Here is a 12,534-nt window from a genome sequence, read left to right on the forward strand (position 1 = left end):
GGTTGTGCGTGGTTGGAGAACGAGCGAATTGTTCGACGCTCCGCTCCTTGCGGCCGGCCTTGCGTATGGCCGTGTGTCAACCTCGCAAGCGCACACACTACGTTTCACGGCGAGCCCCTTCACGTCCATGCGCCTGGCCATATTCCTGTGTGCCACTGTATCGGGCAGCCGTCGGTACACATGGCCATGCAAGACGGTCTTCGCCGGACACATGCCAGAGACATGGCCCTCGTCCAATCGACCGACGAACCGACTCGAATGGCGCCTTCATGAACGAACTCTTCCAGCCCTGCCCACCGCGACCGCACGCTGCCAATCGGCCGGGCAGGTCGGTCATGAATTCCTGCGTCGTCGTGCGCTTCCTGCTCGCATGCGCCCTGGTCTCGATCCTCGGCGCGTGCGGCTCCCTGCCGCAACAGCGGGCGAGGGCGCCGGAACAGGCCGAGGTGCCAGACGCGACGACCTTGCTCGCCAGGGTTGCCGAGGCCTCGACGCCGCCGGGCGAGCACTCGGGTTTCCGTTTGATGCCGTTGGGGGTGTACTCCCTCGACGCGCGCATTCAACTGGCGCAGCGGGCTCAACGCTCGCTCGTTCTCCAGTACTACCAGATCGAGAACGACGAAGTGGGCCGCCTGCTGCTGCGAACGGTGCGAGAAGCCGCCTTGCGGGGCGTCCAGGTTCGCGTCCTGGTGGACGATCTCTACACCGTGAACAGCCAGCAGCTGCTGTTGGCGCTTTCGAGGACGCCCAACGTCTCGGTGCGCCTCTTCAATCCGTTCTGCTGCGGGCGCGACGGCTTCCTCGGGCGCTTTGCAGCCTCGCCCCTCGACGCGACCCGGCTGAACCACCGCATGCACAACAAGCTGTTCATCGCGGATGGCGTGATGGCCATCGTCGGCGGCCGCAACATCGCGAACGAATACTTCGTCTTGAGCGAAGCCCAGAATTTCATCGACATGGATGCGCTGATCGTCGGCAAGGTGGTGCCGCAACTCGAGACGATCTTCTACGCCTACTGGAACAGTGTCCAGGTCTGGCCTGTCGCAGACATCGTCACCGCCCAGGGTGACCGCTCGCCGGGCGATGCCGGTTTCGATGCCCGGGTCGAGATGGCCAAGCCACTTCCGAAGCTCATGCTCCCGCCGTCGGACATCCTGGGCTACGGACCGATCGCCGAGGAATTGGACGACGGTCGCATCGGCCTGCTCTGGGGCCATGCAGCCGCCATTGCCGACCCGCCGACCAAGCCCGCCACCATGACCGCGCAAGAGGCCGTTGCCACCAGCGTGACCATGACGGTCTGGGAGCTGATGCGCGATGCCCGGCAACAGGTCGACCTTTCCTCGCCCTATCTCGTGCCCGGAGATCGGGGTGTCATGGCCATCCGGGCATTGACGGATCGCCATGTCAAGGTCACGCTGCTGACGAACTCCCTGGCCGCCAACGACGAACCGCTGGTGCACACGGGCTATGCGCGATACCGGGAGGGTCTGCTGCGAAGCGGCGCGGCGTTGTACGAGCTGAGCCCGAAGCGGACCTCGGCCGGCATGCGCCTCGACGACTTCGGCAAGTCGCTGGGCCGCCTGCATGCCAAGACCCTGGCGATCGACGGCACCCGTATCTACCTGGGCTCCATGAACCTCGACCCCCGGTCGGCGACCCAGAACACCGAGATGGGTGTGGTGGTCGAGAGCCCGGAGCTGGCGCGGGAGCTCCTGCGCATCTTCGATGTGAGCAGGCTCCAGAACTCGTACCGGGTGCAGTTCGCGGAGGACGGGGTCACGCTGAGATGGTCGACCCGCGATGACCAGAAGGAAGTGGTCCATGCCTCCGAGCCGGAAGCCAGCCTGGTGCAGAAGCTCTACTACCTGCTGATGTCGCCGTTCATGCCCGAATCGCTGTTGTAGCCATGGCCGGTCGAGGCGCGGGCCTCGCAGGCCGCATGCGAAGGCCTCTCCCGAACCCACGAGGCCAGCTGCCGTCGTACAGCGACAGCTACGGCGTCGAATAGGCCGCCTGGCCGGCCCGGGAAGGCCAGGCAGGCCCGATTCACGGGCGCGCCTAACAACGGCTAACACACGCCAACACCCCCCACGGCCGCCAAGCCGCCAACTGGGCTCCAATGGGCGCAGCGCGAGACGCCTTCACGATCACGCGATCCGGCGTACAGCCAACCGGATCCCGACAAGGCGCATCGACACCCGAACGCCCATCGGAAGCCCATTTCCATGCGACAAGAAGAAGTCACGCAGCAAGCGCTGCTGTCTCGCGATTTCCGCGCGTTGAGCCCGGGCATGCCGCGAATCGAGCGCGCCTTCGCCCACGGCCTGCCGTCATGGCTGGTTGCCGGACGCGGCCAGGCGGAATTGACGACACTGACCACCCTCCAGCGCGAATATGCGTTCCGCGCCGCGCTTCACGAAGACTGGGCGACGGTGCCGTTGGCGCTGGTGCAGCATGGCGAAGGCGCACTGCTCGTTCTGAAAGACCCAGGCGGCGATCCGCTGCGCCGTGCGGACGGCCCGGCTCGCGACATGGGCACGTTCATCGACCTGGCGATCCAGCTGACCAGCGCCATCGGTGCCATGCACGCGGCCGGCGTGATGCATCGCGCCCTGACGCCGGACCGCTTCCTGGTCACGTCCGAGGGCCGCACCTGCTTGACGGGCTTCGGTTTCGCCCAGCTCGTCGCCACGGGAAACGATGCCCGGCCGGATGAAAACCTGGCCTGGGACGAGAACAGCTTCCACTACATGGCGCCGGAACTTGGCGGGCGCATGAACCTGCAAGTCGATCCGCGTGCCGATCTCTACTCGCTGGGCTGCATCCTCTACGAACTGCTGGTCGGCAGGCCCCCCTTCCCGGGCGCGGATGCTGCGCAGCGGGTGTACGCGCATGCGACCCACAAGCCCTTGCCACCTTCCGATCGGGTCGATGGCATACCCCGGCAGCTGTCGCTGCTGGTCTTGAAGCTCCTCGAGAAGACACCGGAGCACCGCCATGCCGACGCGGCCAGCGTGCTCGCCGATCTGCGTCGCTGCGAGACCCTGTATCGGCAGCACGGATCCATCCCACTGTTCGCGCTGGACGCCCAGGCGCTCTTGCGCAGGCATCGGTACCCGGAGCGGGTGCTGGGCCGCGATGCCGAACTGGAGACGCTGGCGTCGCTCTACCGCCAGGTCGCCAGCGATTCACGACTGCGCGTCGCATGGGTCTCGGGCTCATCGGGCAGCGGCAAATCGATACTGTTGCGCGAGGCCGTCGCGCGCATCCGGCCGTCGGGCTCGCCGCTGGTCGCCGCAGCCAAGTGCGACGAGGGCACCCGTGGCCAGCCGTATGCCATCCTGGTGCAGGCGCTCGATCGATTGCTGCAATTCGTGCTCGGCAGTCCCGAGCCGGAGTTCGCGATCTGGCAGGACCGGATCCGCGCCGCGACGACGGCAGTGGACCGCACCTTGGCCGGCTTGCTGCCCGCCCTGCCGGTGGTTCTCGGCGTGCAAGCCGGAGCGCCCGAGACGCCGGACGCGTCCGCCGCGCTGGAGCGGGAGCGCGTGCTCCAGGGCCTGGCGCGCCTGCTGGCCTGCTTTGCGACCGCCGCGCGGCCGCTGGTGCTGCTGCTGGATGACCTGCAATGGGCGGATGACGGCACCTGGCAGGTGCTCGAACGGCTGCTTCATCAGCATCCCGACAAGGCGCTGCTGCTGGTCGGCACGCTTCGGACCCCCGAGGTCGATGCAGACCCTCCTTCGTGTGCGGACCGGCTCGCCGAAGTGCCTGCCTCCGCGCACCTGTCGCTCGGGCCCCTCGACGCGCCTGACTTGCGCGCGCTGATCGCGCAGGCATTGCAGCAGGACGGCGACGACCTGGACCCCCTCGCCGAAGTGATCGGACGCAAGACCCAGCGCAACCCGTTCTTCACCCAGCACCTGCTCGAGCGGCTTGCCCACGATGGCCTTCTCGCCTACGACGTGGAGGCTTCGGCATGGCGCTGGAGCCTCGAACGCATCGCCGCCCATCCGGGCGTCGACAACGTCGTCGACCTGCTGGTGCGCCGCTTCGAAGAGCTGCCCGCGCCAACGCAGTGCGCACTGCAACGGCTGGCTTGCCTCGGCCATCGCGCCTCGGCCGAAGCGCTGGCCATCGCGGCGGGACTGCCGCCGGGCGCCGATGCGATCCGCGGCCTGGAAGCCGCGCTCGCGCCGGCGCTTCAAGCGGGAAGCCTTTGCCGCGAGAACGACGGCTGGGCGTTCTGCCACGACCGATTCCGTGAAGCGGCCTATGCATCGGTTCTGCCGGAAGATCGCGCGTCGCTGCATCTGCAGATCGTGCGCCACCAGATCGTGCACGCCACGCCGCCGGCCCATGTCTTCGCGATCGCCGCGCAGGCCAACCTCGCGCGGTCGGCGGTCGACACACTTGCCGAACGGCGCGAATTCGCAAAGCTCAACCTCGACGCCGGCCGCCAGGCCAAGGCCGCCACCGCCCACCATTCGGCGCTCGTCTTCTTCCGCGCCGCACTGGACTTCCTGGGGGCGGGCGATGCCACCGAGGACGGCCTGAGCGCACGCGCGTTGTGCGGCGAAGCCGAATTCCTGACCGGCGCCCTCGAGGCTGCCGAAGCACGCCTGTCGGCCTTGGAGCGGGTGGCGGGCGATGGCGTCTTCGGCGCCGACCTGGCGCGCCTGCGGGCGGCGCTCTACACCACCCTCGGGCGCTTCGACCTGGCGCTGGGCGTCGGGCTGGCCTTCGTGGGCAAGGCAGGCATCGAGGTGCCCCTGCAGCCGGACGACGCCGCGGTCGACCGTGAGTACGCGCAGCTGCGGGCCTGGCTGGACCGACACGGCATCGATGCGCTGCGGCGCCTGCCTGTCGCGACCGATCCGCTGCGCCTGGCGATCACCAACATCTTCTGCGACCTCATTCCGCCGGCGCTCTACACCGACCAGAACCTGGTCGACCTGATTCTGCTGCGCATGGCCAACCTCGGGATCGTCCACGGCCACACGGACGCCTCGGCGAATGGCTATGTCTGCATGACGCAGGTCTTCGGGGTTCGCTACGGCGACTATGACACCGCACGCGGGTTCGGCGCACTGGCGCTGCACCTGGTCGACGAGCGCGGCCTGGCCCTCTATCGCGGCCGCGTCTACATGGCCTACGGCACCATGGTCGTGCCCTGGACGCAGCCCGCCCGTGCGGCGCGCGACTTCATCCGCCGTGCCTACAAGGTCCTGGCGGCGGCCGCGGACCACACGTTCGCGATCTATTGCGGCGCCAACGAGGCCAGCGGCCTTCTGTTCGCGGGCGAGTTCCTGGGCAACGTGCGCGACACGGTCGAGCGCGGCCTCGCCATCGCGCGCGACGCCAACTTCCAGTTCGTCGTCGACGCGCTGCTGGCGCAGAAGCTGCTGCTGGCCCGACTGCAGGACGGCCCGGCCGGGCCGCTCGACGCACCACGGAGCGCGCCCCGGGAGGACGGACCGACGACGCTGGTGGACTTCGAGTACTGGGTGTACCGGCTGCAGGGCGCGCTGCTGTGTGGTGACCTCGCGGATGCACTCGAGGCTCGCCGCCGCGCCGAAGCCTGCGCAGCGGCAGGGCGCACCTTCGCGGAGAGCGGCGAACTGCCGTTCTACGGCGCGCTGGCGCTCCTCGCGTTGCCGGCGCGGGACGCAGACCAGCAGGCGGCGCTGCAACGCCACGCGGCGCAGCTCGCAGCCTGGGCCAGCACCTGCCCCGACAACTTCTCTGCCCGATTCGACCTGGTGCGCGCCGAGCTGGCGCGGGTGGGCGGCGAGCCGCTGGAGGCCGGCGAGGCCTACGTCCGCGCGGTCTCGCATGCCCGCCGGCACGGCTTCACCCAGGTCGAGGCGCTGGCAGCCGAACGGGCGGCGGCGTTCCACATCGGCCGCGGCGACGAACTCTCCGCCCACGGCCACCTGCGCCACGCCCGGGGCGCATGGCAGCGCTGGGGCGCCACGGCCAAGGTACGACAGCTGCAGGCCGCCCATCCTGCCGTGTTCGAGCAGGACGCATGGACGCCTGCGGCAAGCCGCCTGCAGGCGCTCGATGCACAGGCCGTCCTGCGCATCTCGACCGCGCTCGCGAGCGACATCGTTCCCACGCGCCTGGTCGAAACCCTGCTGCGCACCGCGCTCGAGAGCGCCGGCGCCGAATGCGGCACGCTGGCGCTGCTGCGCCACGGCGTCTGGCAGGTGCGCGCGCAAGCACGCGTGCTCGATGGCGCCATCTCGGTCACGCACGAGGCGGCCGCGTTCGGCGCCCAGGTTGTTCCGGTGACGATCGTGCAGGCCGTCGCCCGCACCCAGCAGCGCATGGTGGTGGCTGACGCGCGCGAGGACCCTTCCCTCGCCCAGGACGACTACGTTCGCGGCCGCCGCCCGCGTTCGGTGTTGTGCGTGCCGCTGCTGCGCCATGCGACCCTGGTCGGCGCGCTGTACCTCGAGAACAACCTCGCGGCCCAGGTGTTCACGCTGGCCAAGGCCGAGGTGCTGGAGGTGATCGCCTCGCATGCGGCTTTCGCGCTCGAGAATGCCCGCCTGTACGAGGAACTGATCGATCAGAATCGGCAGCGTGCCGTCGCACAGGAACAGCTGCGCGGCGCGCTGGCCGAGCTCGAGCGGGCCAGCCGCCTCAAGGCCATGGGAGAACTGGTCGCGTCCATCGTCCACGAGATCGGACAACCCATCGCGGCCGTCGACACCTCCGCCAGTGCCGCGCTTCGCTGGCTCGACCGCAGCACGCCGGACATCGACGAAGCGCGCGCGATGCTCGCGCACATCAGCAAGAGCGCACTGCGCGCGCGCGCCATCATCCAGAGCCTCAGGTCCAAGGCGCGCAACGCCGAGCCGCAGTTCGCCCCGTTCGAGCTCGGCGAAGCGCTGCGCGAAGCGGTGACGCTGGTCGCCGGTCCGCTCGAATCGCTGGGCGTCGTCCTGGCGCATCAGGGCCTGGACGCCGCGGTGCGGGTCCGCGGCGACCGCGTCCAGCTGCAGCAGGTTGCAGTCAACCTGCTGATGAACGGCGCCGAGTCGATGGCGGCGCTCGAGCGCGGCTCGCGCCGGCTGCTGCTCGCCTGCACGACCGACGACGAGGGCCGCGCCCAGGTGGCGGTGGACGACCTCGGCAGCGGCATTGGCGACGAGGTCGCCGGCAAGCTGTTCCAACCCCTGTTCACCACCAAGGCCAACGGCATGGGCATGGGGCTGGCCATCTGCAGGTCGATCCTCGATGCGCACGGCGCAACGCTGTCGCTGATGCCGCGCCGGACGGCAGGCACGCGCGCCGTGTTCACGCTGCCGCGCCTGGACCTTGGCACCTCGGCGATCGCTGCCGACCGGAGCGTCCGAGTCATTTCCTGAGAGAGTCCGCGCCATGCATCCCGCCACCGCTTCCTCGACCGGCTCCCGTGCCGCCCGCGAACCACGCGTCGCCTACATCGTCGATGACGACGAACTCGTGCGCAGCGCGCTGGGCAGCCTGCTGCGCTCCATCGACCTGGAGGTTCGAGCCTTCGACTCGACCGAAGCATTCCTCGCCGCGCCACGCGCCGACGGGCCGTCCTGCCTGGTGCTGGACGTGCGTCTGCGCGGCCAGAGCGGCCTGGCCTTGCAGCAAAGCCTGCTCCAGCTCGGCCGGCCGCCGATTCCGATCATCTTCATGACCGGGCACGGGGACATCGCCATGACCGTGAAGGCGATGAAAGCCGGTGCCGTCGACTTCCTGAGCAAGCCTTTTCGCGACCAGGACATGATCGATGCGGTCACCGCGGCCCTGGACAGCGACGCGCGACGCGCCGATGCCGAACGCAAGCTGCTGGCGCTTCGAAGCTGCTGGAACTCGCTGACGCCGCGCGAGCGCGCAGTCACGCAGCACGTGGCCGCAGGGCTCATGAACAAGCAGATCGCCGACCGTCTGGGCATCGCCGAGATCACGGCCAAGATCCATCGCGGCCAGGCCATGCGCAAGATGAATTCGCGCTCGGTCGCAGAGCTGGTCCGCAAGATGGAGGCGCTGGGCGTCGTCCAGGAGCCGCACTTCGCATGACCAGGGCAAACCTTCGTAGGGGTCGGGCGAACACAGGTGCAATGGTGCCCTCATGCCCCGCGTGATGTCATCTCCGCATGCCGCCGATTGCGCCGGCCACAGGAGATTGAAGATGACGAATGGCCCCTTCGAAAACACCGGCTCGGGCCGGCGCGCGCCGATCGCAGTGCGCGCGCTGGCTTTCGCCATGCTCGGCCAGACCACGCATGCCGCGACACTGCCGTCGCTGGACTGCACGATCAATGACGGCCTTTGGGGAATGCTTTCCCTGACATTGCTGGCCGGTCTTTCGCTGGTCTGCGTCCTCCTCGGTCTCCACGTCCACGCCCACCGGGCTGGCGCCATGCGAATGGCCCGCGAACTGGATCGGGTGGGCAAGGACGCCCGCCTGCCTTCGATGGCGCAGGACGGCCCCTCGGCCATTGCGCAGCTCATCCGCTCCATCAACACGATCCGCCACCGCCAGGCGGAACGCGAGGCGGAGCATCTGGACGTCCAGGCCTCCTACGCGCACGACCTCCGCACGCCGCTCACCCGCATGGGACTGCGTTGCGAAATGCTGGAGGATCCGGTTGCACGCGAAGGCATGGAGCGGGATCTGGCGGAGATGCGCGAACTGGTGGAGGCCAGCGTCGCATGCGCGCGGATGCAGCGCAACGTGGCCGAGCCGCTGCAGCGTGTCGACGCCGACGGCCTGATCGGCAAGCTGGTGCGCGACTACCGCGACGCGGGCCGGGCGATCGCACTGGACGGGCACATCGGCCGGCCGGTGGTCGCGTGCCCGCTGGCGCTGCGCCGCGTGCTCGCCAACCTGATCGACAACGCGCTGCGGTATGGCAGCGACGTGCGCGTCTGCGCCCGCATCGATACCCAGAGCCTGGTGCTGGCGGTGGTCGACTCGGGACCTGGCATCTGCCCGGCGCAGCTGGAGGCCGTCCTGTCGCCCTGGGTGAGGGCTCCACAGGGACAGGAAGAAAAGCCCGGATCCGGCCTCGGCCTGGCGATCGCCCGGCGCCTGGCGCGGTCCATGCAGGGCGAGCTCCAGTTGCGGAACCGGCGCAGCGGGGGCTTCGAGGCGCGACTGACGCTGCCGCTCGTGGTGGCATGAGCCGTCCTGCCGAGCGTGCCCCCCGCATCGAACTCGTCTCCATCGTCGACGACGATCCTTTCGTACGCACCGCAACGAGCAGCCTCGTGCGCTCGCTCGGATGGGAAGCGCGCGATTTCGCATCGGCCTCGGCCTTCCTCGCCTCCGGCGCGGCGGCTCGGACGCGCTGCCTGGTGTGCGATGTGCAAATGCCGGAAATGGATGGCATCGAACTGCTGAATCGACTGCAGGCCCGGGGCCTGCATGTTCGCACGCTGTTCATCACCGCGTTCGCGTCGACGCGTGTGCGCGAGCGCGTGGAGGCCAGCAAGGCGCTGTGCCTGATCGAAAAGCCGATCGACGCCGGCGAGCTCGAGGCCTGGATCGACCTCGCGCTCCAGCACGACTGACGACGCCCGCCGGCTGGCGAGCTGTCAGCGCGCGAGCCGCGTGAACACGTAGTCGTGGTTCTTCACCAGCGCCTGGTGGCAGGCGAAGCAGGTCTGGTGCTGCGCCAGGTCGGCGGGCTTTCCGTTGACGAAACGGCCGAAGCCCCAGCCACCCGAGGCGGCGTATTTCTTCGAGTCCTTCACCATCACTTGCACGGTCGTGGCCGCACCGGGAATGGATGCGGACGGGAATTCGGGAGACTGCACGTGTTTCCATGCCAGCTTGGCGAGGACGGTGCCGTCCGGGAACGGCAGCGTGCCCTTGTCGTAGGCCTCCACCGCTTTGGCATTTCCAAGGACCGCCCGAAGTTCGTTGAGCGGCTCCGCCTCGATGGCCGGTGCGATCAGCTGCCACTGCCTGTAGCCCTTGGGCAGGGTGACGCCGTAGAGCGGCGAGGCGTCCGACGTGCTGGCGTCCTCGGCGGCGCTGGAGGCCACCGAGAAGACGACGGCGGCTGCCGCGAGCGCGACGAGGCCGATGCCGGTGATCTGCGCCAACACCGCCCGGCAGGAAGACGGTGATGCATCGAGACTTGCCGGATTCGAGGAGGACACATGCTGCGTGGGGGGTCGATTCATGAGACGGGCCTTGTGAGTTGGAAATCTCGCTGGATGCGAAGCCCCAGCGCGCCGGGGCGCGCCGATTGTTCGGCGCGCCTGGCGGTCGCGCACCCGCCTTCGTATGCGCGTGTATCCCCACTGCCCGGCAGCACACTACGTTTCACCGGCGAGCGCTGCGGCACCTCGCGACGTTCTTCGCAGGCGAGGCCTTCGCGTAATTCTTCATGTCAGCCGGTCCGACAGACACAGTGCCATACAGAGACCAGCGCCGCGCCTGGCGGCGAATCCTATAAATGCGGCCGTGCCTTGCGCCGCGCTCGCCGCCCTTTGCGACGGGCGATCCCTCTCGTTGCTCCCAACCTCCATCGCAGGAAAGAATCGACATGAACAAACCTGGCCGCCGTTTCGTCCGTTCCGTCGCCACCGCAGGCCTCATGGCCCTGGCGGGCGCCTTCGCCACGCTCAGTGCCTCGGCACAGACCACCCCCACTGCGCAGGCTGCCAAGCCCACCGTCGTGCTCGTGCACGGCGCCTTCGCCGAATCATCGAGCTGGGACGGCGTGATCCGCAAGCTCGAGGCGCAGCACTACCCCGTGATCGCCGCGGCGAATCCCTTGCGCGGCGTCAAGTCCGACGCCGCCTATGTCGCGGGGATCGTCGATTCGGTCAAGGGTCCGGTCGTGCTGGTGGGCCACTCGTATGGCGGCTCCGTGATCTCCAGCGCTGCCACCGGCAAGAGCAATGTCAAGGCGCTGGTCTTCGTGGCCGCGTTCGCGCCCGAAGCCGGAGAGTCGGCCGCCGATCTCGCCGGCAAGTTCCCCGGCAGCACGCTCGGGCCCGCGCTGGCGCCGCCGGTCGCACTCGCCGACGGCGGCAAGGACCTGTACATCCTGGGGAACAGGTTCCACGACCAGTTCGCCGCCGACGTGCCGGCCGCCGCTGCCCGCCTGATGGCCGCGACGCAGCGCCCGATCGCCGAGGCCGCGCTCGGCGAGCCGGCCGGAGCGCCAGCATGGAAGACGGTGCCCTCGTGGTTCGTCTACGGCGACCGCGACAAGAACATTCCGCCAGCGGCACAGGCCTTCATGGCCGAACGCGCCAAGTCGGTGAAGACGGTGGTGGTGAAGGGCGGCTCGCACGTCGTGATGACCTCCAGGCCCGAGGTGGTCGCCAAGCTCATCGTCGAAGCCGCAAGCCGATAGGCGGCCTGCTGCGCCGGCATCGAAATTTATTGTCGAGAAAACAGCCGTAGATACAGAGCGATACGCAGTGTCTGCCGAAGGGTGATCCCGCCGGCACCATCTGGATCTACCCCTTCCACCGCTTGCTCTTGCCCAGGAGATTCACATGACATCGACGTTCCAGCTGCCCCGCCGGACCTTCCTCACCGCGACGGCGCTCGGCGCCGCGGCTTCCCAGCTCGCGGCGCTCACGCCGGCCTTCGCCCAGTCCGCACGCCCCCTCCAGCGACTCGAACCGCTGAAGAGCATCGATGCCGGCACCCTCAACATCGGCTACTACGAATCCGGGCCGGCCCATGGCGCGCCGGTGATCCTGTTGCACGGATGGCCGTACGACATTCACATGTTCGTCGACGTGGCGCCGGCGCTGGCCGCGGCGGGCTTGCGCGTCATCGTGCCGCACCTGCGCGGCTACGGAACCACCCGCTTCCTGTCGGCCGACACGCCACGCAACGGACAGCAGTCCGTGGTTGCCGTGGACATCATCGCGCTGATGGATGCGCTCAAGATCCAGCGCGCCACCGTGGCCGGTTGCGACTGGGGCGCGCGCACGGCCTGCATCATGGCCGCGCTCTGGCCGGAGCGGGTCGAGGCGCTGGTCTCGGTGAGCGGCTACCTGATCGGCAGCCAGGCAGCCGGCAAAGTGCCCCTGCCGCCGCAGGCCGAACTGCAGTGGTGGTACCAGTACTATTTCGCGACCGAACGCGGCCGCGCGGGCTACGAGAAGAACCGCCACGACTTCGCCAAGCTCATCTGGCAACTCGCTTCGCCGAAGTGGAACTTCGATGCCGACACCTTCGATCGCAGCGCAGCGGCACTCGAGAACCCCGACCACGTGGCCATCACGATCCACAACTACCGCTGGCGCCTCGGTCTGGCCGACGGCGAGGCGAAGTACCAGCCGCTCGAGGACCGTCTTGCCAAGGCGCCCGTGATCGGCGTGCCGACCATCACGCTCGAAGGCGATGCCAATGGCGCCCCGCATCCGGAGCCCAGCGCCTACGCGAAGAAGTTCTCGGGGCGCTACGAGCATCGGCTGGTCAGCGGCGGCATCGGCCACAACCTGCCGCAGGAAGCGCCGGAGGCCTTCGCGAAGGCCGTGATCGACGTCGCACGCGCCTGAGCCGAA

Annotated in this window: 8 protein-coding genes; 7 read left to right on the forward strand and 1 reads right to left on the reverse strand. The window is 68.7% G+C overall.

The features are described 5' to 3' along the window. Positions 1-335 precede the first annotated feature (335 nt). From QTI33_RS16025 to QTI33_RS16045, 5 genes are all read left to right on the forward strand, one after another. Positions 336-1,907 carry a phospholipase D family protein gene (locus QTI33_RS16025; protein WP_286507080.1) on the forward strand — a complete coding sequence of 524 codons (1,572 nt, stop codon included), beginning with the start codon at positions 336-338 and terminating at the stop codon, positions 1,905-1,907. Positions 1,908-2,228: 321 nt separating this feature from the next. Continuing rightward, positions 2,229-7,382 carry a trifunctional serine/threonine-protein kinase/ATP-binding protein/sensor histidine kinase gene (locus QTI33_RS16030; RefSeq protein WP_286507081.1) on the forward strand — a complete coding sequence of 1,718 codons (5,154 nt, stop codon included), beginning with the start codon at positions 2,229-2,231 and terminating at the stop codon, positions 7,380-7,382. 13 nt (positions 7,383-7,395) lie between these two features. Further along, positions 7,396-8,067: a response regulator transcription factor gene (locus QTI33_RS16035; protein ID WP_286507082.1), complete on the forward strand. Its 672-nt coding sequence runs from the start codon at positions 7,396-7,398 to the stop codon at positions 8,065-8,067. A gap of 112 nt (positions 8,068-8,179) precedes the next feature. Then, complete coding sequence (locus QTI33_RS16040) at positions 8,180-9,175, forward strand: ATP-binding protein (RefSeq protein WP_286507083.1); 996 nt, start codon at positions 8,180-8,182, stop codon at positions 9,173-9,175. Continuing rightward, on the forward strand, positions 9,172-9,564 hold the full coding sequence (locus QTI33_RS16045; RefSeq protein WP_286507084.1) for a response regulator transcription factor: 393 nt from the start codon (positions 9,172-9,174) through the stop codon (positions 9,562-9,564). The genes QTI33_RS16040 and QTI33_RS16045 overlap by 4 nt, the downstream gene beginning before the upstream one ends. 24 nt (positions 9,565-9,588) lie before the next feature. On the opposite strand, the gene QTI33_RS16050 is transcribed toward QTI33_RS16045, so the two are convergent. Continuing rightward, positions 9,589-10,182: a cytochrome P460 family protein gene (locus tag QTI33_RS16050; protein ID WP_286507085.1), complete on the reverse strand. Its 594-nt coding sequence runs from the start codon at positions 10,180-10,182 to the stop codon at positions 9,589-9,591. Between the two features lie 365 nt (positions 10,183-10,547). On the opposite strand from QTI33_RS16050, the gene QTI33_RS16055 reads away from it, so the two are divergent. Both QTI33_RS16055 and QTI33_RS16060 read left to right on the forward strand, forming a co-directional pair. Next, a complete protein-coding gene (locus QTI33_RS16055) occupies positions 10,548-11,366 on the forward strand; it encodes an alpha/beta fold hydrolase (protein WP_286507086.1) in 819 nt (272 codons plus the stop codon). A gap of 145 nt (positions 11,367-11,511) precedes the next feature. Continuing rightward, on the forward strand, positions 11,512-12,528 hold the full coding sequence (locus QTI33_RS16060) for an alpha/beta fold hydrolase (RefSeq protein WP_286507087.1): 1,017 nt from the start codon (positions 11,512-11,514) through the stop codon (positions 12,526-12,528). Positions 12,529-12,534 lie beyond the last annotated feature (6 nt).

The organism is Variovorax davisae (assembly GCF_030316845.1).
Lineage (GTDB): Bacteria > Pseudomonadota > Gammaproteobacteria > Burkholderiales > Burkholderiaceae_C > Variovorax > Variovorax davisae.

Coding starts and splice junctions, on each gene's coding strand:
- QTI33_RS16025 (WP_286507080.1), top strand. CDS start 336: ATGAATTCCTGCGTCGTCGTGCGCTTCCTGCTCGCATGCGCCCTGGTC.
- QTI33_RS16030 (WP_286507081.1), top strand. CDS start 2,229: ATGCGACAAGAAGAAGTCACGCAGCAAGCGCTGCTGTCTCGCGATTTC.
- QTI33_RS16035 (WP_286507082.1), top strand. CDS start 7,396: ATGCATCCCGCCACCGCTTCCTCGACCGGCTCCCGTGCCGCCCGCGAA.
- QTI33_RS16040 (WP_286507083.1), top strand. CDS start 8,180: ATGACGAATGGCCCCTTCGAAAACACCGGCTCGGGCCGGCGCGCGCCG.
- QTI33_RS16045 (WP_286507084.1), top strand. CDS start 9,172: ATGAGCCGTCCTGCCGAGCGTGCCCCCCGCATCGAACTCGTCTCCATC.
- QTI33_RS16050 (WP_286507085.1), bottom strand. CDS start 10,182: ATGAATCGACCCCCCACGCAGCATGTGTCCTCCTCGAATCCGGCAAGT.
- QTI33_RS16055 (WP_286507086.1), top strand. CDS start 10,548: ATGAACAAACCTGGCCGCCGTTTCGTCCGTTCCGTCGCCACCGCAGGC.
- QTI33_RS16060 (WP_286507087.1), top strand. CDS start 11,512: ATGACATCGACGTTCCAGCTGCCCCGCCGGACCTTCCTCACCGCGACG.